At 58.2% G+C, this 22,571-nt stretch carries 19 protein-coding genes and 3 tRNA genes; 20 read left to right on the top strand and 2 right to left on the bottom strand.

What is annotated here, in order from left to right; translation table 11 throughout:
* Positions 1-125 precede the first annotated feature (125 nt).
* From ftsH to J4E58_RS05035, 16 genes are all read left to right on the top strand, one after another.
* Positions 126-2,030, top strand: coding sequence for an ATP-dependent zinc metalloprotease FtsH (gene ftsH / locus J4E58_RS05110; protein ID WP_009046930.1), 1,905 nt, complete (start codon positions 126-128; stop codon positions 2,028-2,030).
* 8 nt (positions 2,031-2,038) lie between these two features.
* Entirely contained in the window at positions 2,039-2,890 is an 852-nt protein-coding gene (folP, locus tag J4E58_RS05105; RefSeq protein WP_087091212.1) for a dihydropteroate synthase, read from the top strand.
* Between the two features lie 16 nt (positions 2,891-2,906).
* The gene (gene glmM / locus J4E58_RS05100; RefSeq protein ID WP_087091213.1) at positions 2,907-4,244 is read left to right on the top strand and encodes a phosphoglucosamine mutase; all 1,338 of its coding nucleotides are present in this window, start codon (positions 2,907-2,909) and stop codon (positions 4,242-4,244) included.
* A 66-nt stretch (positions 4,245-4,310) separates the two neighbouring features.
* Positions 4,311-5,066, top strand: coding sequence for a triose-phosphate isomerase (gene tpiA / locus J4E58_RS05095; protein ID WP_007920876.1), 756 nt, complete (start codon positions 4,311-4,313; stop codon positions 5,064-5,066).
* 4 nt (positions 5,067-5,070) lie between these two features.
* Entirely contained in the window at positions 5,071-5,454 is a 384-nt protein-coding gene (gene secG / locus J4E58_RS05090; RefSeq protein ID WP_009042126.1) for a preprotein translocase subunit SecG, read from the top strand.
* 29 nt (positions 5,455-5,483) lie between these two features.
* Positions 5,484-5,569 (top strand) — tRNA-Leu (locus J4E58_RS05085).
* Between the two features lie 96 nt (positions 5,570-5,665).
* Positions 5,666-5,742 (top strand) — tRNA-Met (locus J4E58_RS05080).
* A gap of 130 nt (positions 5,743-5,872) precedes the next feature.
* Complete coding sequence (gene rimP / locus J4E58_RS05075; protein ID WP_007920877.1) at positions 5,873-6,331, top strand: ribosome maturation factor RimP; 459 nt, start codon at positions 5,873-5,875, stop codon at positions 6,329-6,331.
* A gap of 47 nt (positions 6,332-6,378) precedes the next feature.
* Positions 6,379-7,860, top strand: a complete 1,482-nt coding sequence (gene nusA, locus J4E58_RS05070; RefSeq protein ID WP_007920878.1) for a transcription termination factor NusA — start codon at positions 6,379-6,381, stop codon at positions 7,858-7,860.
* Between the two features lie 26 nt (positions 7,861-7,886).
* The gene (gene infB / locus J4E58_RS05065) at positions 7,887-10,400 is read left to right on the top strand and encodes a translation initiation factor IF-2 (protein ID WP_007920879.1); all 2,514 of its coding nucleotides are present in this window, start codon (positions 7,887-7,889) and stop codon (positions 10,398-10,400) included.
* 159 nt (positions 10,401-10,559) lie between these two features.
* On the top strand, positions 10,560-10,955 hold the full coding sequence (gene rbfA, locus J4E58_RS05060; RefSeq protein ID WP_007920881.1) for a 30S ribosome-binding factor RbfA: 396 nt from the start codon (positions 10,560-10,562) through the stop codon (positions 10,953-10,955).
* Between the two features lie 3 nt (positions 10,956-10,958).
* Positions 10,959-11,876: a tRNA pseudouridine(55) synthase TruB gene (gene truB, locus J4E58_RS05055; RefSeq protein ID WP_007920884.1), complete on the top strand. Its 918-nt coding sequence runs from the start codon at positions 10,959-10,961 to the stop codon at positions 11,874-11,876.
* 140 nt (positions 11,877-12,016) lie between these two features.
* Positions 12,017-12,286: a 30S ribosomal protein S15 gene (gene rpsO, locus J4E58_RS05050; RefSeq protein WP_009042128.1), complete on the top strand. Its 270-nt coding sequence runs from the start codon at positions 12,017-12,019 to the stop codon at positions 12,284-12,286.
* 196 nt (positions 12,287-12,482) lie between these two features.
* Positions 12,483-14,588, top strand: a complete 2,106-nt coding sequence (pnp, locus tag J4E58_RS05045) for a polyribonucleotide nucleotidyltransferase (RefSeq protein WP_007920885.1) — start codon at positions 12,483-12,485, stop codon at positions 14,586-14,588.
* A gap of 137 nt (positions 14,589-14,725) precedes the next feature.
* A tRNA-Thr gene (locus tag J4E58_RS05040) sits at positions 14,726-14,801 on the top strand.
* Between the two features lie 227 nt (positions 14,802-15,028).
* Positions 15,029-15,625, top strand: coding sequence for a hypothetical protein (locus tag J4E58_RS05035; protein ID WP_143481888.1), 597 nt, complete (start codon positions 15,029-15,031; stop codon positions 15,623-15,625).
* Here J4E58_RS05035 and J4E58_RS05030 read toward each other — a convergent pair.
* Positions 15,587-16,837, bottom strand: coding sequence for a hypothetical protein (locus J4E58_RS05030; RefSeq protein ID WP_143481889.1), 1,251 nt, complete (start codon positions 16,835-16,837; stop codon positions 15,587-15,589). The genes J4E58_RS05035 and J4E58_RS05030 overlap by 39 nt on opposite strands.
* Positions 16,838-17,299: 462 nt before the next feature.
* Positions 17,300-18,160, bottom strand: coding sequence for a LysR substrate-binding domain-containing protein (locus tag J4E58_RS05025; protein ID WP_087091214.1), 861 nt, complete (start codon positions 18,158-18,160; stop codon positions 17,300-17,302).
* A 133-nt stretch (positions 18,161-18,293) separates the two neighbouring features.
* Here J4E58_RS05025 and J4E58_RS05020 point away from each other — a divergent pair, with 133 nt between their 5' ends.
* From J4E58_RS05020 to J4E58_RS05005, 4 genes are all read left to right on the top strand, one after another.
* Positions 18,294-19,343, top strand: a complete 1,050-nt coding sequence (locus tag J4E58_RS05020; RefSeq protein WP_087091215.1) for an agmatine/peptidylarginine deiminase — start codon at positions 18,294-18,296, stop codon at positions 19,341-19,343.
* 4 nt (positions 19,344-19,347) lie between these two features.
* On the top strand, positions 19,348-20,256 hold the full coding sequence (gene aguB / locus J4E58_RS05015; protein ID WP_007922261.1) for an N-carbamoylputrescine amidase: 909 nt from the start codon (positions 19,348-19,350) through the stop codon (positions 20,254-20,256).
* 2 nt (positions 20,257-20,258) lie between these two features.
* Positions 20,259-21,362: an extracellular solute-binding protein gene (locus J4E58_RS05010; RefSeq protein WP_087091216.1), complete on the top strand. Its 1,104-nt coding sequence runs from the start codon at positions 20,259-20,261 to the stop codon at positions 21,360-21,362.
* An 82-nt stretch (positions 21,363-21,444) separates the two neighbouring features.
* On the top strand, positions 21,445-22,569 hold the full coding sequence (locus J4E58_RS05005; protein ID WP_087091217.1) for an agmatine/peptidylarginine deiminase: 1,125 nt from the start codon (positions 21,445-21,447) through the stop codon (positions 22,567-22,569).
* Positions 22,570-22,571: the final 2 nt, after the last annotated feature.

Here is a 22,571-nt window from a genome sequence, read left to right as displayed (position 1 = left end):
TTCACAAAGGGTTACAGACAGCGCCTGCCAGAGCTGTAGGTAATGTAGTAAGTTAGGTCGGTGAATATCATGCGAAGCGCGCGCCAGCAGCGGAGCTTGCTTCAGAGGGTAGTTAATTGAACGATATGGCAAAGAATCTGATCCTGTGGTTGATCATCGCGGCTGTCCTGGTGACGGTGATGAACAACTTCTCCAGCCCTAACGAGCCGCAGACCCTCAACTATTCCGACTTTATCCAGCAAGTTAAGGATGGCAAGGTCGAGCGCGTAGCCGTTGATGGTTATGTGATTACCGGCAAGCGCAACGATGGCGATAGCTTCAAGACCATTCGTCCTGCGATTCAGGACAACGGCCTGATCGGTGACCTGGTGGATAACCACGTGGTCGTCGAAGGCAAGCAGCCTGAGCAGCAAAGCATCTGGACCCAACTGCTGGTCGCCAGCTTCCCGATCCTGGTGATCATCGCCGTCTTCATGTTCTTCATGCGGCAGATGCAGGGTGGTGCTGGTGGCAAGGGCGGGCCGATGAGCTTTGGTAAGAGCAAGGCGCGCCTGTTGTCCGAAGATCAAGTGAAGACCACATTGGCGGATGTCGCGGGTTGCGACGAGGCCAAGGAAGAAGTGGGCGAACTGGTTGAGTTTCTCCGCGATCCGGGCAAGTTCCAGCGCCTGGGCGGTCGTATTCCTCGTGGCGTGCTGATGGTTGGCCCGCCGGGTACTGGTAAGACCTTGCTGGCCAAGGCCATTGCTGGTGAAGCCAAGGTTCCGTTCTTCACCATCTCCGGTTCCGACTTCGTCGAAATGTTCGTTGGGGTGGGTGCCAGCCGCGTTCGCGATATGTTCGAACAGGCCAAGAAACACGCTCCGTGCATCATCTTCATCGACGAGATCGATGCCGTTGGTCGCCATCGTGGTGCCGGCATGGGTGGTGGTCATGATGAGCGTGAGCAGACTCTCAACCAACTGCTGGTAGAGATGGATGGCTTTGAAATGAACGACGGCATCATTGTTATTGCCGCCACCAACCGTCCTGATGTGCTGGACCCGGCGCTGTTGCGTCCAGGCCGCTTTGACCGTCAGGTTGTGGTTGGTTTGCCGGATATCCGTGGCCGTGAGCAGATTTTGAAAGTTCACATGCGTAAAGTGCCGATGGGTGAAGATGTCGCGCCGGCCGTGATTGCCCGTGGTACGCCCGGCTTCTCTGGTGCCGACCTGGCCAACCTGGTGAACGAGGCGTCGCTTTTCGCTGCCCGTAGCGGCAAGCGCATCGTCGAAATGAAAGAGTTCGAGCTGGCAAAAGACAAGATCATGATGGGCGCGGAGCGCAAATCCATGGTCATGTCCGAGAAGGAAAAGCAGAACACGGCTTATCACGAAGCGGGTCACGCCATTGTCGGTCGCGTAGTGCCTGAGCATGATCCGGTCTACAAGGTTTCGATCATCCCGCGTGGTCGGGCTCTGGGTGTAACCATGTTCCTGCCGGAAGAAGATCGCTACAGTCTGTCCAAGCGTGCGCTGATCAGTCAGATCTGCTCGCTCTACGGCGGTCGTATCGCTGAAGAAATGACATTGGGCTTCGATGGTGTAACTACTGGTGCTTCCAACGACATCATGCGCGCGAGCCAGATTGCGCGGAACATGGTGACCAAATGGGGGCTTTCCGAAAAACTGGGTCCGTTGATGTACGCCGAAGAAGAGGGCGAGGTCTTTCTGGGGCGCAGTGCTGGTAGCCAGCATGCAAGCCTGTCTGCGGAAACCGCCAAGCTGATCGACTCCGAAGTTCGTAGCATCATCGACCAGTGTTATGGCACCGCCAAGCAGATCCTCACGGATAACCGCGACAAGCTGGATGCGATGGCCGATGCCTTGATGAAGTATGAAACCATCGATGCCGAGCAGATCGACGACATCATGGCTGGTCGTACCCCTCGCGAGCCTCGCGATTGGGAGGGCGGCTCGGGTACCACGCCTCCAGTGGTGCAGAACGAACGCCCAGAGACACCGATCGGCGGCCCGGCTGCTGACCACTAAGGTTTGAAATGACTTCTATGTCGTCCTCGACCCGGTTGCCTTGCGGCAACCGGGTTCTTGATTTGGCCCATACGCATGTCATGGGCATTCTTAATGTAACTCCCGACTCCTTCTCCGATGGTGGCCGTTTCAGTCAGCTTGATGCTGCCTTGCGCCATGCCGAAGGTATGGTGCTGGCGGGCGCGACGCTCATCGATGTGGGGGGCGAGTCCACTCGTCCTGGTGCACGGGCAGTATCGCCGCTTGAAGAGCTTGAGCGGGTAGCACCTATCATCGAACGTATCCATCGTGAACTGGATGTCATTATTTCGGTCGATACATCCACGCCTGCGGTCATGCGCGAAACTGCGCGCTTGGGCGCGGGATTGATCAATGATGTCCGCTCGTTGCGGCGGGATGGCGCGCTGGATGCTGCAGCAGCTACAGGTTTACCGGTCTGCCTTATGCATATGCTCGGTGAGCCTGGCGATATGCAAGACAATCCGCAGTATCGGGATGTAACCAAAGAAGTGGGGGAATTCCTGGCTGACCGTATAGCTCAGTGTGCAGCAGTGGGTATCGGATCGGAACGGATCATTCTGGATCCGGGTTTTGGCTTCGCGAAGACCCTGCAGCACAACTTGAGCCTATTCAAGCATATGGATGCCCTGCATGCCCTTGGTCGACCTCTGCTGGTCGGAGTTTCACGAAAGAGCATGATAGGTCAGGCATTGAGTCGCCCCGTCGGCGAGCGGCTGTATGGCGGACTGGCTCTTGCCGCTCTGGCAATGTCCAAAGGGGCAAAGATCCTGCGGGTCCATGATGTGGCTGAGACGGTGGATGTCGTGCGGATGATTACAGCTGTGGAATCAGCCGAATAAGAATGATGGAGCACTTATGAGCAAGAAATACTTTGGCACCGACGGCATTCGCGGTCGTGTGGGCGTGTACCCTATTACTCCCGATTTCATGCTCAAGCTGGGCTGGGCTGCGGGTATGGCCTTTCGCAGTATGGGTGCCTGTCGTGTGTTGGTGGGTAAAGACACGCGCATTTCCGGTTACATGTTCGAGTCTGCGCTTGAGGCGGGCCTGTCCGCTGCTGGGGCGGATGTAATGCTGCTGGGGCCGATGCCCACTCCTGCCATCGCCTACCTGACCCGCACTTTCCATGCCGAGGCGGGGATCGTGATCAGCGCGTCGCATAATCCTCACGATGACAACGGGATCAAGTTTTTCTCGGGTGAAGGTACCAAGCTCCCGGATGAAGTCGAGCTGATGATCGAAGAGCTGCTGGATGCGCCGATGACTGTGGTGGAGTCCAGCAAGCTGGGTAAGGTATCGCGCATCAATGACGCCTCGGGCCGTTACATTGAATTCTGTAAGAGCAGCGTTCCTTCCAGTACCAGCTTTGCGGGTCTGAAGATTGTTGTCGATTGTGCCCACGGTGCGACCTACAAGGTCGCGCCCAGTGTTTTTCGTGAGTTGGGCGCTGAAGTGGTGGTGCTCTCCGCACAGCCTAACGGTCTGAACATCAACGACAATTGTGGCTCGACCCACATGGGGCAGTTACAGGCTGCGGTATTGGCCGAGCACGCCGATCTGGGTATCGCCTTCGATGGTGATGGCGATCGGGTGTTGATGATCGACCATACAGGCGCCATTGTCGATGGTGACGAACTGTTGTTCATCATTGCCCGGGATTTGCACGCGCGTAACAAGCTGCAGGGCGGTGTGGTCGGTACCTTGATGAGCAATCTGGGTCTCGAGCTGGCCTTGGCTGATCTGGGTATTCCATTCGTGCGCGCCAATGTCGGTGACCGTTATGTCATTGCCGAGCTGCTTGAACGCCAATGGCTGGTAGGCGGTGAAAACTCCGGCCATATCGTGTGCTTCCAGCACACTACCACGGGTGATGCGATCATTGCCGCCCTGCAGGTGCTGATGGCACTGAAACGGCGTGATGAAGGCTTGGCACAGTCGCGTCAGGCGCTGCGCAAATGTCCGCAGATTCTGGTCAATGTCCGTTTTGGCGGTGGTGCCAATCCTGTCGAGCATCCGGCTGTGAAAGAGGCATGCGCGCGTGTTACTACCGCGATGGCTGGGCGTGGGCGGGTGTTGCTGCGCAAGTCGGGCACCGAGCCTTTGGTTCGCGTCATGGTCGAAGGTGATGATGAAGCCCAGGTCCGTGGCTATGCTGACGAACTGGCAAAACTGGTTGCGGAAGTTTCTGCCTGATTTCGGCTTGCCAGTGTTGATGCGGTTGGGTAACATCTGCGCCCACTTTGACCGACGAGGTACAGCATGCGTCGCCCTATGGTAGCTGGTAACTGGAAAATGCACGGTACCCGCGCCAGCGTCGCTGAGCTGATCAATGGCCTGCGTCATCTGGCCTTGCCTAGCGGTGTTGATGTCGCGGTATTCCCGCCTTGCTTGTATATCAATCAGGTGATTGATGGCTTGAAAGGCAAGTCGATTTCGGTCGGCGCGCAGAATTCTGCGGTGGAGCCCATGCAAGGTGCGCTGACAGGGGAGATTGCTCCGAGTCAGCTGGTGGATGCAGGTTGTTCCCTGGTGTTGGTTGGGCATTCCGAGCGTCGCCTGATGATGGGTGAGCGTGACGGTACGCTGAATCGCAAATTCGCAGCAGCACAGGCTTGTGGCTTGAAGCCGGTCTTGTGTGTAGGGGAAACCCTCGAGCAGCGCGAGGCCGGGAAGACTCTTGAAGTTGTCGGGCGTCAGCTGGGTAGCATCATCGAAGAGTTGGGTGTTGGCGCGTTTGCCAATGCCGTTATCGCTTACGAGCCGGTCTGGGCCATTGGTACCGGGCTGACTGCTTCGCCGCAACAGGCCCAGGATGTGCACGCAGCCATTCGGGCGCAGTTGGCGGCAGAGAATTCTGAAGTGGCACGAGGTGTGCGGCTTCTATACGGCGGCAGCGTGAAGGCGGCCAATGCGGTCGAACTGTTCGGCATGCCGGATATCGATGGGGGGCTCATTGGTGGAGCTTCCCTGAATGCAGATGAGTTCGGTGCGATTTGTCGCGCCGCGGGAAACTGAAAAAATGCTGGAAACAGTCGTAGTCGTTTTTCATCTGCTGGGTGCGCTGGGCGTAGTAGCTCTGGTATTGCTGCAGCAGGGTAAAGGTGCGGACGCTGGCGCGTCTTTCGGAGCAGGTGCTTCAAATACTGTGTTCGGAAGCCAAGGTTCCTCTACCTTTCTTAGTAAGTTTACTGCTATACTTGCCGCAGGTTTTTTCATAACCAGCTTAGGGTTAGGTTACTTTGCTAAAGAGAAAGCTCATGAGCTGACTCAAGTAGGTCTGCCAGATCCAGCGGTGCTTGAAGCGCCAAAGCAAAAACCGGCTTCTGATGATGTCCCGGTGCTCCAAGAGCAAAAGTCGGCAACCAATGCGACTGACGTACCTCCAGCTCAAGAGCAGAAGTAAGAAGAGTTTCACGCAGTAACGTAGTCTATGCCGAGGTGGTGGAATTGGTAGACACGCAACCTTGAGGTGGTTGTGCCCATAGGGTGTAGGGGTTCGAGTCCCCTTCTCGGTACCAATTATCAGGAGAGCCCGCTGTTGCGGGCTTTCTTGTAGGTGGAAGGTTACATTGACCCAAAAAGGGATCGGTCGTATACTTCCGCCCCAGCTTTGTCGCGGGGTGGAGCAGTCTGGTAGCTCGTCGGGCTCATAACCCGAAGGTCGTCGGTTCAAATCCGGCCCCCGCAACCAGTTTTAGCGGAGCCCCTTTTCAGGGGCTTTTTGTTAGCTGGACACTTTATAACGCCGCTATTCAACGGCGTTTCCGGGATGGGCGCTTCGCCCATTTTTTATTTGCACAAGCATGCACGAGGGGGTTCAGGTGTCGAGCAAGCTAGAACAGTTGCAGGCCTTGTTGGCCCCGGTGGTCGTGGCCCTTGGCTATGAATGCTGGGGTATCGAGTTTTCGGCTCAAGGTCGCCACTCACTGTTGCGCGTTTATATCGATAAAGAAGGCGGTGTGCTGGTGGACGACTGTGCCATCGTCAGCCGTCAGATCAGCGGCGTTCTGGATGTCGAAGATCCGATCTCCGTTGAATACACCCTTGAAGTTTCCTCTCCTGGCATGGAACGCCCGCTGTTCACCCTTGAACAGTTTGCCAAGTATGTCGGTGAACAAGTGAAGATCAAGCTGCGCTCGCCTTTTGAAGGTCGGCGTAATTTTCAGGGCCTTCTCCGCGGGGTGGAGGAGCAGGACGTCGTGGTGCAGGTGGAAGACCACGAGTTCCTGTTGCCGATCGACATGATCGACAAGGCCCACATAATTCCCAGTTTTGACTGAGACGCGGATCCCGCGGATCCAATGGCTTGCGAAAGGCGAGGCGTACGATGAGCAAAGAAGTACTGCTGGTTGTTGAGTCGGTATCCAATGAAAAGGGTGTACCGGCAAGCGTAATTTTTGAAGCGCTGGAGCTGGCTCTGGCCACTGCTACCAAAAAGCGTTTCGAGGACGAAGTTGATCTGCGTGTGGAAATCAATCGCCACACCGGTGCTTACGAGACTTTCCGTCGCTGGACGGTAGTCGAGGAAGCCGATCTGGACGATCCGGCTGTGGAAACCTGGCCGAGCAAGGTCCAGGAAACCCATCCGGGCGCGAAAGTCGGTGATGTCGTCGAGGAAAAGATCGAGTCGATCGAATTCGGCCGCATTGCTGCGCAGACCGCCAAACAGGTCATCGTGCAGAAAGTCCGCGAAGCCGAGCGTGCTCAAGTCGTTGACGCTTACCGCGAGCGCTTGGGTGAAATCATCTCCGGCACCGTGAAAAAAGTGACCCGCGACAACGTGATCGTCGACCTGGGTAACAACGCTGAAGCGCTGTTGGCCCGTGAAGACATCATTTCTCGCGAGACTTTCCGTGTTGGCGTGCGTCTTCGTGCGCTGCTCAAGGAAATCCGCACCGAGAACCGCGGCCCGCAGCTGATCCTGTCGCGCACCGCGCCGGAAATGCTGATCGAGCTGTTCCGTATCGAAGTGCCGGAAATCGCCGAAGGCCTGATCGAAGTCATGGCTGCCTCCCGTGATCCGGGTTCGCGCGCCAAGATTGCGGTCCGTTCCAAAGACAAGCGCATTGACCCTCAGGGTGCGTGCATTGGCATGCGCGGTTCGCGCGTCCAGGCCGTTTCCGGTGAGTTGGGCGGTGAGCGTGTGGATATCGTCCTGTGGGACGACAACCCGGCGCAGTTCGTGATCAACGCCATGTCGCCGGCTGAAGTCGCGGCAATTATCGTCGACGAAGATGCCCATGCCATGGACATCGCCGTTGGCGCAGACAATCTGGCTCAGGCCATCGGTCGCGGTGGTCAGAACGTGCGTCTGGCTAGCCAGTTGACTGGCTGGACCCTGAACGTGATGACCGAATCGGACATCCAGGCTAAGCAGCAAGCTGAAACCGGCGACATCCTGCGCAACTTCATCGATGAGCTGGAAGTCGACGAAGAGCTGGCACAGGTGCTGGTTGATGAAGGCTTCACCAGCCTGGAAGAGATTGCCTACGTACCGTTGGAAGAAATGCTCAACATCGACGGCTTTGACGAAGACATCGTCAACGAGCTTCGCGCTCGTGCCAAGGATCGCTTGTTGACTAAAGCCATCGCTACTGAGGAAAAGCTGGCAGACGCCCATCCGGCCGAAGACCTGCTCTCGCTTGAGGGTATGGACAAGGATTTGGCGATGGAACTGGCGGTGCGCGGCGTAATTACCCGCGAAGACCTGGCCGAGCAGTCTATTGACGACCTGCTCGACATCGACGGCATTGACGATGATCGTGCCGGCAAGTTGATCATGGCCGCCCGAGCCCATTGGTTCGAGTAATAGGCGCGGCCTGAGGAGAGAAGTGCATGACGCAAGTCACGGTGAAACAACTGGCCGATGAGGTCAAAACACCGGTAGAGCGCCTGTTGCAGCAGATGCGTGAGGCAGGTCTGCCGCACACCGCCGCCGAGGAACATGTGACCGACAGTGAGAAGCAATCGTTGCTGACTCACTTGAAGAGCAGCCACAAGGCGAAAGTGGAAGAACCGCGCAAGATCACGTTGCAGCGTAAAACCACCAGCACCCTGCGTGTGGCCGGCAGCAAAAGCATCAGCGTTGAAGTACGCAAGAAGAAAGTCTTCGTACAGCGCAGCCCGGAAGAAATCGAAGCCGAGCGCCAGCGTGAACTGGAAGAGCGTCGCGCAGTAGAAAATGCTGCACGTCAGAAGGCTGAAGAAGAAGCCAAGCGTCGCGCCGAAGAAGAAGCGCGTCGCCAGCCTGCTGCTGCGCAACCTGCTGCCGTTGAAGCGGTTGCCGCACCTGCGGTGGTTGCCGAGCCGATTGTTGAAGATGTCCCTGTTGTCGCTCCAGCGCCGGTCGCTGAAGTGCGCAAGAAGGACGAGCAGCGTCGCCCGGACAAGAGCCGTAACGACGACAATCGTCGTGGTGGCGATGGCGAGCGTAAAAACGCTCCGCATCGTGCTTCCGTCAAGGAAAAAGCTCCGGCTCCACGCGTTGCCCCACGTACCACCGACGAAGAAAGCGATGGCTTCCGTCGTGGTGGTCGCGGCAAGGCCAAGCTGAAGAAACGCAACGCTCACGGTTTCCAGAGCCCAACCGGCCCGGTCGTGCGTGAAGTGAAGATCGGCGAAACCATCACTGTTGGCGATCTCGCCCAGCAGATGTCGGTCAAGGCTGCCGAAATCATCAAGTTCATGTTCAAGCTGGGCACCCCGGCCACCATCAACCAGGTACTGGACCAGGAAACTGCCCAGCTGGTTGCTGAAGAACTGGGCCACAAAGTGACCTTGATCAGCGACACCGCCCTGGAAGACTCCCTGGCCGAGTCCCTGAAGTTCGAAGGTGAAGCGGTTCCTCGTGCGCCAGTCGTGACCGTAATGGGTCACGTTGACCACGGTAAGACCTCGCTGCTCGACTACATCCGTCGTGCCAAGGTAGCGGCTGGCGAAGCCGGCGGCATCACCCAGCACATCGGTGCGTACCACGTTGAAACCGAACGCGGCATGGTCACCTTCCTCGATACCCCTGGTCACGCCGCGTTTACCGCCATGCGTGCTCGTGGTGCCAAGGCGACCGACATCGTGATCCTGGTGGTTGCAGCGGACGACGGCGTGATGCCGCAGACCGTTGAAGCCGTTCAGCACGCTCAGGCGGCTGGCGTACCTCTGGTGGTCGCGGTGAACAAGATCGACAAGCCGGGTGCCGACCTCGATCGCATCCGTAGCGAACTGTCGGTTCACGGCGTGACTTCCGAAGACTGGGGTGGCGATACCCCATTCGTTCCGGTTTCCGCGAAGATGGGTACCGGTGTCGACGAATTGCTCGAAGCCGTACTGCTGCAGGCCGAAGTGCTCGAACTGACTGCCACTCCTTCGGCCCCTGGCCGTGGTGTCGTGGTTGAATCGCGCCTCGACAAGGGCCGTGGCCCGGTCGCGACCGTACTGGTTCAGGACGGTACCCTGCGTCAAGGCGACATGGTGCTGGTCGGCTCGAACTATGGCCGAGTGCGCGCCATGCTCGACGAGAACGGCAAACCGATCAAGGAAGCAGGTCCGGCCATTCCGGTCGAGATCCTTGGCCTGGACGGTACCCCGGACGCTGGCGACGAGATGAGCGTGGTTGCCGACGAGAAGAAAGCCCGTGAAGTGGCTCTGTTCCGTCAAGGCAAGTTCCGCGAAGTCAAACTGGCTCGCGCTCACGCCGGCAAGCTGGAAAACATCTTCGAAAGCATGGGCCAGGAAGAGAAGAAGACGCTCAACATCGTCCTCAAATCCGACGTCCGTGGTTCGCTGGAAGCTCTGCAAGGCGCTCTGAACGGCCTGGGCAACGACGAAGTGCAAGTGCGCGTAGTCGGCGGCGGCGTCGGTGGTATCACCGAAAGCGACGCCAACCTGGCCCTGGCTTCCAACGCTGTACTGTTCGGCTTCAACGTGCGTGCCGATGCCGGCGCTCGCAAGATCGTCGAGCAGGAAGGTCTGGATATGCGTTATTACAACGTGATCTACGACATCATCGAAGACGTCAAGAAAGCCCTGACCGGTATGCTGGGCAGCGACGTTCGGGAGAACATCCTGGGTGTTGCCGAGGTTCGTGACGTGTTCCGTTCGCCGAAGTTCGGCGCGATCGCCGGTTGCATGGTGATCGAGGGTGTCGTTCACCGTAACCGTCCAATCCGTGTACTGCGTGAAGACATCGTTATCTTCGAAGGCGAGCTGGAATCCCTGCGCCGCTTCAAGGATGACGCTTCCGAAGTGCGTGCCGGCATGGAATGCGGTATTGGCGTGAAGAGCTACAACGACGTCAAAGTCGGCGACAAGATCGAAGTCTTCGAGAAGGTTCAGGTTGCTCGCAGCCTCTAACTCGCGCACCTCAAGAGCCATGATGGCCAGTTGCATGCAAATGCACGGCGCATCGTCCGGACTCTAAACGCAACGCCCGGTCTGGCTTCTGTCAGGCCGGGCGTTTGCCGCTTTCAGACCTTGCGGGTTTCACCGCGAGGCAGCAACAGGTAACAAGACATGGCAAAAGAATACAGCCGCACCCAACGTATCGGCGACCAGATGCAGCGTGAGCTCGCTCAGCTGATCCGTCGTGAAGTCAAAGATCCGCGCGTCGGCCTGGTCACCATCACCGCCGTTGAAGTCAGCCGTGACGTCGGTCACGCCAAGATCTTCATCACCGTGATGGGCCAGGACAACGCTGACGATATCGCTCAGAGCATCAAGGTGCTCAATTCGGCCGCCGGCTTCCTGCGTATGCAGCTGGCTCGCGAGATGAAGTTGCGCAGCGTTCCACAGCTGCACTTCCACTACGACGAAAGCGTCGTGCGGGGTGCGCATCTGTCGGCCCTGATCGAGCGCGCCGTGGCCGAAGACAGCCAGCACGCCGCTACACCCGAAGACGCCAAGGAGTAAGCGGTGGCTCAGGTCAAGCGTATCCGTCGTAACGTCAGCGGTATCATCCTGCTCGACAAGCCGCTGGGGTTCACCTCCAACGCGGCGCTGCAGAAAGTCCGCTGGTTGCTCAACGCCGAGAAGGCCGGGCATACCGGCAGCCTCGATCCCCTGGCCACCGGCGTGTTGCCGTTGTGCTTTGGCGAGGCGACTAAGTTCTCGCAATACCTGCTCGATTCCGACAAGGGTTACGAAACCCTGATGCAGTTGGGCAAGACCACCACCACGGCCGATGCCGAGGGTGAAGTCCTGCAGACTCGCGAAGTGACCGTTGGTCGCGCCGATATTGAAGCGGTGCTGCCGGAATTTCGTGGGCAAATCAGCCAGATACCGCCGATGTACTCGGCCCTCAAGCGTGATGGCCAGCCACTTTACAAGCTGGCCCGTGCAGGCGAAGTGGTGGAGCGCGAAGCGCGTTCTGTTACTATTGCGCGCTTGGAATTACTGGCCTTTGAAGGCGATACTGCGCGGCTAGCGGTGGACTGCAGCAAAGGCACCTATATCCGCACCCTGGTGGAGGATATCGGTGAGAAGCTGGGTTGTGGTGCATACGTCGCGGAACTGCGTCGCACCCAGGCCGGCCCTTTCAGTCTGGCCCAGACCGTCACGCTGGAAGAGCTTGAAGCGGTACATGCCGAAGGCGGCAACGAAGCGGTGGATCGCTTCCTGATGCCATCGGACAGCGGCCTGCTGGATTGGCCGCTGCTGCAGTTCTCCGAACACAGCGCGTTCTACTGGCTCAACGGCCAGCCGGTACGGGCTCCCGATGCACCGAAGTTCGGCATGGTGCGGGTACAGGATCATAACGGTCGCTTTATCGGTATCGGTGAAGTGAGCGAAGACGGGCGCATCGCGCCGCGTCGACTGATTCGGTCGGAATGACCGGAACCAGCCTGTGTAACAGCAGGCTGGAGAGGGTGGCTGTTAACAGGCACGGTCACAGCTCATTTATAGATACGGGGATTTGTCCCTGGCCTGTTGGTGGCGTTTCTCGGAACGCTGCCTTTTGAGAGGAAAGCCAAATGGCACTCAGCGTTGAAGAAAAAGCTCAAATCGTAACCGACTACCAGCAAGCTGTTGGTGACACTGGTTCGCCAGAAGTGCAAGTTGCACTGCTGACCGCCAACATCAACAAACTGCAAGGTCACTTCAAGGCCAACGGTAAAGACCACCACTCCCGTCGTGGTCTGATCCGCATGGTTAACCAGCGTCGTAAGCTGCTGGACTACCTGAAAGGCAAAGACCTGAGCCGTTACAGCGCTCTGATCGGTCGCCTGGGTCTGCGTCGCTAATCAGCGATTGCGCTAGAGGTTGGTTGTTTGCCGTGCGTCAGTGGGTTTCCCGCAGGCGCATGGCAGGCTCCCAGCCTCAAGTTTTATCTGGACCGTAGTTTTACCTGGACAATAAAGGCCGGGCCGATTCCCGGGATTGCCCAAGAATTTCGCAAGAAACCAGTTCCCCCAAGAGCCACAAAGAAGGTAGGACACCGTGAACCCGGTAATCAAAAAATTCCAGTTCGGTCAGTCGACCGTTACCCTCGAGACTGGCCGTATCGCCCGTCAGGCCTCCGGCGCAGTATTGGTCACCGTTGACGACGACGTCAGCGTATTGGTGACCGTGGTTGGCGCCAAACAAGCCGATCCAGGCAAGGGTTTCTTCCCTCTGTCTGTTCACTACCAGGAAAAGACTTACGCTGCCGGTAAGATCCCTGGCGGTTTCTTCAAGCGTGAAGGCCGTCCTTCCGAGAAAGAAACTCTGACCTCGCGTCTGATCGACCGCCCGATCCGCCCTCTGTTCCCAGAAGGCTTCATGAACGAAGTGCAGGTTGTCTGCACCGTGGTTTCCACCAGCAAGAAGACCGATCCGGACATCGCTGCGATGATCGGTACCTCGGCTGCGCTGGCGATTTCCGGCATTCCTTTCGATGGTCCGATCGGTGCTGCCCGCGTTGCTTTCCATGAAAGCACCGGCTACCTGCTGAACCCGACTTACGAGCAGCTTCAGGCATCTAGTCTGGACATGGTCGTAGCCGGTACCGAAGAAGCGGTACTGATGGTTGAATCGGAAGCCAAAGAGCTGACCGAAGACCAGATGCTGGGTGCCGTACTGTTCGCCCACGACGAATTCCAGGCCGTTATCCAGGCCGTCAAAGAGCTGGCTGCCGAAGCCGCCAAGCCAACCTGGGACTGGGCTCCGGCTCCAGAAGCCACCGACCTGCTGGGTGCTATCCGCTCCGAGTTCGGCGAAGCGATCTCCCAGGCTTACACCATCACCGTCAAGGCCGACCGTTATGCACGCCTGGGCGAGCTGAAAGACCAGGTCGTCGCCAAGCTGTCCGGCGAAGAAGGCCAGCCTTCCGCCGGCGACGTCAAAGCCGCTTTCGGTGAAATCGAATACCGCACCGTTCGCGAAAACATCGTCAACGGCAAGCCACGTATCGACGGCCGTGACACCCGCACCGTACGTCCGCTGAACATCGAAGTCGGTGTTCTGCCGAAGACCCACGGTTCGGCCCTGTTCACCCGTGGCGAGACTCAGGCCCTGGTCGTCGCGACCCTGGGTACCGCCCGTGACGCACAGCTGCTGGACACCCTGGAAGGCGAGAAAAAAGACCCCTTCATGCTGCACTACAACTTCCCTCCGTTCTCGGTGGGCGAGTGTGGTCGCATGGGTGGCGCTGGTCGTCGTGAAATCGGTCACGGCCGTCTGGCCCGTCGTTCGGTTCAGGCCATGCTGCCAGCCGCCGACGTGTTCCCCTACACCATCCGCGTGGTATCGGAAATCACCGAGTCCAACGGTTCCAGCTCCATGGCTTCCGTGTGCGGTGCTTCCCTGGCACTGATGGATGCTGGCGTGCCGATGAAGGCACCGGTTGCCGGTATCGCCATGGGCCTGGTCAAGGAAGGCGAGAAATTCGCCGTCCTGACCGACATCCTGGGTGACGAAGACCACCTGGGCGACATGGACTTCAAGGTAGCCGGTACCGCCAAAGGCGTCACCGCGCTGCAGATGGACATCAAGATCAAGGGCATCACCGAAGAAATCATGGAGATCGCCCTGGGCCAGGCCCTGGAAGCTCGCCTGAACATCCTCGGCCAGATGAACCAGATCATTGGCCAGTCGCGTACCGAACTGTCGGCCAACGCTCCGACCATGATCGCGATGAAGATCGACACCGACAAAATCCGTGATGTCATCGGTAAAGGCGGCGCGACCATCCGTGCGATCTGCGAAGAGACCAAGGCTTCGATCGACATCGAAGACGACGGCTCGATCAAGATCTTCGGCGAAACCAAGGAAGCCGCAGAAGCTGCGCGTCAGCGCGTTCTGGGTATCACCGCGGAAGCCGAGATCGGCAAGATCTACGTTGGCAAGGTTGAGCGCATCGTCGACTTCGGCGCATTCGTCAACATCCTGCCTGGCAAGGACGGTCTGGTTCACATCTCCATGTTGAGCGATGCTCGCGTCGAGAAAGTGACCGACATCCTGAAAGAAGGTCAGGAAGTGGAAGTGCTGGTGCTGGACGTGGACAACCGCGGCCGTATCAAGCTGTCCATCAAAGACGTGGCAGCAGCCAAGGCTTCGGGCGTTTAAGACCCCTGACGCTGTAAGCTGAACAAGCAGACGCCCCGACTGGTTCGGGGTGTTTTGCTATGTGCCGTTTGTGCCTTGCTCCCTGTCGGGCGGGTGACATGGCAAAACCCCGGTCCCGGTGCTAGGTTTAGCCCAGCGCCCGTGTAGCTCAGCCGGTAGAGCAGCGCACTCGTAACGCGAAGGTCGCAGGTTCGATTCCTGTCTCGGGCACCAAATCTACTTTCGCTGTATCCCGCCAAGCTTTACAACCCTCCTTATAAGGCCGCAATTTGCGGCCTTTTTCTTTCGTAGCATTTCGCATTCTTTCGCTGCGTGCCGCGCATTTTTAGTACATCATTCAGCACTTCTCCATTCGAGTGACTTGGTGATGTACTGATGCCCCTCACTGATCGAACGTGCGAGGTGAGGCAATCGTTGTTTCGAGTGTGCAGGGTGGATCGATGGCCGACAACATTGTTCGACATCAAAACACTAACTTTAACGCGATACGTCTTTCAGCGATTGGCGCAAACTACACAGGTCACCGACTATCTGGAAACAAAGTAACACTGAATGGAAGTTCTGGTGGGATACTTGTTGCAGGTATTAGCTCCGGAAAGTTTATTGGCTTTGGCATGTCTGGTGATTTCGTAAACGGGACTACGAATGGTACGGCCGTTTTCTTGTCAGATATCACCAACTCTCAGATCACGGGGATTTCAACATTGTCCAATAGCGCTGCACTTGTTGTGAACAACTGCCCACGTATACGATTCACATGCAGCTCTTTTGAGTCAACGCAGACCGTAAACCCAGCAGTTGTCTTCACAGGCAGCAGCCCGAGCAGCGTATTCGATGAGTCCAATGAAATTGTTGGACGCACAGAGAACAACGCATCGTCGGGCGTACTTGTCTCGCGCTATGACGACTCCGTTCCGCCGCTGGGGATTGCTGCCGCTGGGGATCGCGTGATTCGCAGAATTCCGGTGGTTGGTCAGCCGAAGGGCTGGAGATGCACATCAGCTCCTGGCACCTGGGTCAGCGAAGGAAACCTGTAGTTGGTGCTCAACACTCGCCGAGCAGACCTTTCTTCTTTTATTCATTAAATTCATTACAAAGCAGGCCGTACCCCACGCGAACGCTGGGTACGGCCAGCCAATTGGCTTTGAAACAATGATTCCAATCGTGCTAACAATCACGGAATAAACGAGAATCTCAACCTGTGGTATTGATCTTGCGTACCTGAAGTATTTGAATGCAGTCATTATCGAGCACATAGTCAATGCTATGAACATGGAGAAAGCCAATATTCCATATTGCTGATACACAGATAGAATGTTATGTATGTAGGCCCCTGCATTTCCAAAGTCCCTAACTTGACCCAAATAATCGCCAACAAAAGGATTTCTCAAAATTCCTTCTATCCCGGCCTGGAATAACATTGTTCTTTCATCCATGGATTGGCTTGATCCAAACACAGAGATAAATCTATCGTTAAGCCCGAACGAAAGTGCTGCGTATACTGCTAGCGGAGAAAGCAGTATAGACATCAATATTGAGGCCTTAAGTCCGTACTGGATTAGCATAAATGCAGGAATTACAGCTATCAGTAAGAAAAATTCAGTTCTAGACCCTATGAAGTATAGAATCGCAGTAGATGCAGTCATAAGGAAAATCTTGCTGTTCCTTCCATCTATAAATGGGCAAAGTATTAGCGATGTGTAAAGTACGCACATTGCGAGGCTTTGATATGTCGCAGTGTTTTCGACGCCTCCACCTTGCACTACCGGCAATATCATCGTGAAATTTTCTTTGCTGTAAAACTCCCATGTGAAAAATGCAAATCCTGCATAAACTATAAATATAAGTGCTTTATATTTTTTACCTACTTTAACTTTTAAATTTGCCCCTATGACGAACAGTGCAGCCAGAAGCAATATATTGGTAAGGCTCCACCTTAAACCCGCGTCATCGAAGTATTTTGTTTCTGGGTATACGACGTGATTAATTAATGTTATCAGTGTCATGTAAATTAGTAGTGCGACCGATGGTAATGCTGTAAGTAATGCTGATCCTGTGAATTCAGTTATCGGGTTTCGCTTTTTTAGAATGGAACTCAAAGTTATTAATAGCGTCCCAGCCAAAGCAAATGCACCAAACCATCCAAAATAAGGAACATATCCCATGCTATGAAATACATGAAAGAAAAAGTACCCAGGGAAAAGCAGGAATAGATACACCTTGAAAAGGTCGGACTTAATGATTTTCATGAGCTTCCTTTCTGATGGCGCCTTAAATGTGCAGCATGATAGCAAAGGATTGGTTCGCTGCCCGCTGACAACTTTATGGCTTGCGGCTACCGATCCTTGTCGGCATCACCAATGCGGGCGACCTGGGACGATCGCGCTTCAGGCGTTCCAAGAGCATGTGCGGGTATTGCAACGATAGGGATTGTGTTCGGTCGGCAGAACGCCGGAGGTGATTCCAGCGCGCCTAAAAAAGTACAGTGGCTAGTACATTTGAAATTCTTATCTCTGGTAAATGGCTGTAAATAATGGAGTTTTTGGCATGAGTTCGATTCCTGTCTCGGGCACCAGTCAGCCGTTTCAAACAATCCATGAATGCCTGTCAGATACCTACAAAGCCCACCCAGTGCGGGCTTTGTCGTTTCTGGTGTTCGTGATGTGTGCCCGGGCGATTGATGGATGTTCCGGCTCCGCCAGGAAACCTGCTCAAGCCTTGCCAAGGGCCCCGGCCAGCCAGTCGCAGAAGCTGCGGGTGAGGGCATCGCCTTCGCTGTCGCGGTGCACCAGCCAGCTCCAGTTCGGGCCGCGTACGGTCTGCTCCGCCAGCGCCACCAGCAGCCCCTGATCCCGGGCGCGGCCGGCCAGCAGCTGGCTGACCAGGGCTATCCCCAAGCCTTGGCTGGCGGCGTCCAGCAACAGGCCGGGGTCGGAGAAGTTCAGCCCCTGGCTGTGCTGGCCGACGTCGATGCCGCCCTGGACCTGCCAATGGCTCCAGTCCATCTCGCGCTCGCCGTGCAGGGTGGTGCGCGCGTCCGCTGCCTGTTCCAGCAAGGCGGGATGGCAGGCCGGGTACAGGCGGTCTTCCAGCAACACGCGAAAGCTGCATTCGGCCTGGGCGCTGAGGTCGTCGCGCACGGCGATGTCGATGGTCTGGGTGGCCATGTCGGGTGTTTCGTCGGTGGTCAGCAGCCACAGGTCAACCTGCGGATGAAGTCGGTGAAAGTCCGCCAGGCGCGGCACCAGCCAGTGGCGGGCAAAGGCCGGGGTGGTGTTGACCACCAGTTGATTGGGTTTGCGGTACTGGTCCAGGCGGCGGATGCCCACGGCCAGTTGCTGCAGCAGCGACTGGGTGGTGCTGAGCAGGTCGAAGCCGGCATCGGTCAAGGCCACGCTGCGACCGTTGCGGAAGAACAGCGGCTGTTCGAGGAAACTTTCCAGGCTGCGAATCTGCTGGCTGATGGCCGACTGGGTGAGGTGCAGCTCTTCGGCGGCCTTGTGGAAGCTGCCCAGGCGGGCGGCGGCCTCGAAGCCGCGCAGGGCATTCAGGGGTGGCCAGTGTTTAAGCATGATTGATAAGTCCAGCTAATCAGAATTCGACAAAATCTATCGTTTGTTCGGTCGTTTTTACAGGCCTAGCATACAAGTCATGGCCGCGGTCGCGGTTTTCAGTGATAACAAAATCTTAACTGAAGGTACTTGCATGCAATTCAACGATGCGCAGAACGGCTGGTTCATGCCCGCCGAATGGGTACAGCACGCCGCCACCTGGATGGCTTTTCCCCATAACCAGGCCCTGTGGGAAAACAGCTGGGGCGTGACCCTGGCCGAGGTGCAGGTCGACTTTGCCCGTGTGGCCAACGCTATCGCCCATTTCGAACCGGTGAAGATGGTGGTTGACCCCTGCGCAGTGGCGCGAGCCCGTGAGTTGTGTGGAGCGAATATCGAGCTGGTTGAGCTGGCGATCAACGACAGCTGGTGCCGCGACTCCGGCCCGAGTTTCGTCTGCCATCCGCGCCTGGGCACGGCCGGAGTCAACTGGCGCTTCAACGCCTGGGGCGGCAAGTCCGCCTGCGACCTGGACCAAAGCCTGGCGCGGCGGATCCTCGACAGCCTCGGCCTGCAATGCTTCGACACATTGCTGACCAACGAAGGCGGCGCGATTCATGTGGACGGGCAGGGCACCCTGATCACCACCGAATCGGTACTGCTCAACGGCAACCGCAATCCCGGCATGAGCAAGGCCGAGATGGAGGAGATCTTCGCGCGCCTGCTGGGCGTGAAGAAAACCATCTGGCTGCCCGGCGATCCCGACTACGTGACCGGCGACATGACCGACGGCCACGTCGACGGCGTCTGCGCCTTCGCCCGGCCCGGTGCGTTGCTGGTGGACGCGACCCGGGATTCATCTTCGGTGTACGCCGAGGTCGTGCGCGAGAACCGCCGCGCCCTGGAACTGGCCACCGATGCCCAGGGACGCCGCTTCGAAATGCTCGAACTCTTCGAAGCCAGCGATGCCGTGGATCAGGAGGCCGAGGTGTTCTGCGCTTCCTACACCAATTTCTACATCGCCAATGGCGCGATCATCATGCCGGCCTACGGTATCGCAGCCGATGACGAGGCCGCGGCGACCCTGCGCCTGGCTTTCCCCGGGCGTGAGGTGGTGCCGGTGCGGATCAACCAGTTGGCCCACGGCGGCGGCGGTGTGCATTGCATCACCCAGCAGCAACCGGCCTGGCCGCTGAAGGGGTAATGCCATGACTCATCTGACCGTCGCCACCACCCAGTTCGCCTGCAGCTGGAACCTGGAGGACAACCTCGACCAGGCCGAGCAACTGGTGCGGGAAGCCGCCGCCAAGGGCGCGCAATTGATCCTCCTGCAGGAGCTGTTCGCTACCCCGTACTTCTGCATCGAGCAGGACCACAAGCACCTGGCCTTGGCCCAGGAATATGGCAAAAGTGCCGTACTCCGGCGCTTCGCCGACCTCGCCCGAGAACTGGGCGTGGTGTTGCCGCTGAGCTGGTTCGAGCGTGCCGGCAACGCCTTCTTCAACTCGCTGGCGGTGGCCGATGCCGACGGCCGCCTGCTTGGCGTCTACCGCAAGACCCACATCCCCAACGCCATCGGCTACCAGGAGAAGGAGTACTTCAGCCCCGGCGATACTGGCTTCCGCGTCTGGGATACCGCTTTCGGCCGCATAGGCGTGGGCATCTGCTGGGACCAGTGGTTCCCCGAGACCGCCCGCTGCCTGGCCTTGATGGGCGCGCAGGTGCTGCTCTATCCCACGGCCATCGGCTCCGAGCCGGGCGCCGCCGGGCTGGACTCGCGCGACCACTGGCAACTGACCCAGCGTGGCCACGCGGCCGCCAACATCCTGCCGGTGATAGCGGCCAACCGTGTCGGGCAAGAGACGGCAACCACCGATCCGCAGTTGCGGATGAGTTTCTACGGCTCGTCCTTCATCACTGATCACAAGGGCAAGCTGCTGGCCGAGGCTGACCGTGACACTACGGGCGTGCTGGTACAGCGGCTGGATCTTGCGGCCATGGCCGAGGAACGCCTGAGCTGGGGCATCTACCGGGATCGCCGCCCGGAAATGTACGGCCCGCTGCTGGGCTTGGACGGTTGCCGAACCCATGAACACTGGTCGCGCCAGGGAGCCTGAAGATGAATCTCATCAAGAAACTGTCGATGTTGGCATTGGGCCTTGGCCTGGGTTGTTCGCAGTTCGCCGTCCAGGCCGAGGACAAGGTCCTGCGCCTGTACAACTGGGCGGACTACTTCGCCCCGCAGACCCTGGCTGCCTTCACTCACGAGACCGGTATCCAGGTCATCTACGACGTGATGGACAGCAGTGAGACGCTGGAAGCCAAAATGATGTCCGGCCACAGTGGTTATGACCTGATCTTTCCCGGCGACACCGTGGCCGAACGCCTGATGCGCGCCAGTGCCCTGCAGAAGCTCGACCAGGGCAAGCTCGAACACCTGGATGACATCGAGCCCGGCTTGCGCACGTTGCAGGCCCGGTATCCGCATTCGCAGAATGCCACCGTGCCCTACACCTGGGGCACCATCGGCCTGACCTGGAACCAGGCGATGATCGACAAGCGTCTGAATAATGCGCCAGTGAACAGCCTGGATATGATCTTCAAGCCCGAGGTCGCGGCGAAGTTCGCCGATTGCGGCATCTCCATGATCGACTCGCCCGACGAAGTGCTGGCCGTGGTGCTCAACTACCTGGGCCGCGACCCGCGCAGCAGCAAGCCGGACGAACTGGCCGAGGCGGTGGCGTTGCTCAAGGGCATCAAGCCGTACATCCGCAAGTTCCAGTCGCAGCCGGTGACCCAACTGGTCAATGGCGACATCTGCCTGTCCCTCGGCTACAGCGGCGACATGACCCAGGCCCAGCGTACCGCCGACGAGTCCGGCAAGGGGACGCGTTTCCAATACCGTATTCCGCGGGAGGGCACCACGGTGTGGATGGACACCATGGCCATCCCGGCCGATGCCCGCCACCCGGAATACGCCTATGCGCTGATCAATTTCATCATGCGCCCGCAAAACATGGCGGCGATCAGCAACGCCACCGGCTATCCCACCTCCAGCGCCAAGGCCAGGCCGATGGTGGCGGCTGACATGCGCAATAATCCAGATATCTATGTGGACGAGGCCACCTATGGGCGGCTGATCCCCGGCAAGGACATTGCGCAGCGCGACATGCGGGCGCGAATGCGCGCCTGGACCACCTTCAAGACCGGCCTTCACGACTGAAGCCAGCAACCGCCAGAGCAGGGCGGGCACCCGGCAGCCGGGTGGCCACGCCCTTCGGGATTCACTCAACAGAGAACACCTCATGTCTACCCGTCGTGACTTCATCAAGCAGCTGATGGCGGCCAGCGGAGTCGGTGCCGCCGCCTCCCTTGGCCTCGGCTTCGGCGCCCCGCGCATTGCCGCCGCCCCGGCCGGCAACTGGTACATGCCCGACGAGCACGGCCCGCAGGAGCGGGTGATCCTGGCCTTCGGCGCGTCGTCCCGGGTCTGGGAGGACTGGGCGGGCGCGGTGAACGACACCATCGCCCTGCTGGCCAGGACCATCGCCAAGTATCAACCGGTGACCGTGCTGTGTCGCACCAACCAGCTGTCATTGGCCAAGAGCAAGTGTGGCACCAGCAATATCGACTTCCTGACCTTGTCGCTGGACGACGTCTGGGTGCGCGACTACGGCGGCTGCTTCGTGGTCGACGGCGCGGGCGGCCTGGGCCTGGTGGATTTCAACTTCAACGGCTGGGGCGACAAGCAGACCTCGGCCAACGACACCCGCGTGGCCGATACCCTGAGCGAGGAGATGGAGGCCGACTACGTTCGTAGCGCGCTGGTGGGCGAGGGCGGCGGCATCGAGGTGGACGGGCATGGCACCGCGATCATCACCGAGAGCTGCTGGATCAACGACAACCGCAACCCGGGGCTGGGCAAGGCGCAGATCGAAGCCGAGCTGAAGGCCAACTTCGGCCTGCGCAAGATCATCTGGTTGCCGGGTATCAAGGACAAGGACATCACCGATGCCCATGTCGATTTTTATGCGCGCTTCGTCAAGCCCGGCGTGGTCATCGCCAACCTGGACAATGACCCCGGGTCCTATGACTACGCCGTGACGCGCAGGCACCTGGAAATCCTCAATGCCGCTACCGACGCCGATGGCCGCAAGCTGGTGGTCCACACCCTGCCGCCGCCGACCAGGATGCGCAGTAACCTGTATACCCGCGACAACCCGGATTTCGCGCCGGGTTACATCAACTTCCTGCCGATCAACGGCGCGGTGATCGCTCCGCAGTTTGGTGACGCGGCGGCGGACCAGTACTGCAAGGACCTGCTGGCCAGGCTTTATCCGGGGCGGGTGGTGGAACAGGTCAATATCGACCCGATCGCCGCGGGTGGCGGCGGCATTCATTGCGTGAGCAAGCATCTGCCACGGGTGTGAGG

Origin of the sequence: Pseudomonas sp. FW305-25, from assembly GCF_017351415.1 — a bacterium.
GTDB classification, from domain to species: domain Bacteria; phylum Pseudomonadota; class Gammaproteobacteria; order Pseudomonadales; family Pseudomonadaceae; genus Aquipseudomonas; species Aquipseudomonas chlororaphis.
The sequence above is the reverse complement of the archived record's forward strand: the minus strand, read 5'-3'. Positions and strand labels throughout refer to the sequence as shown.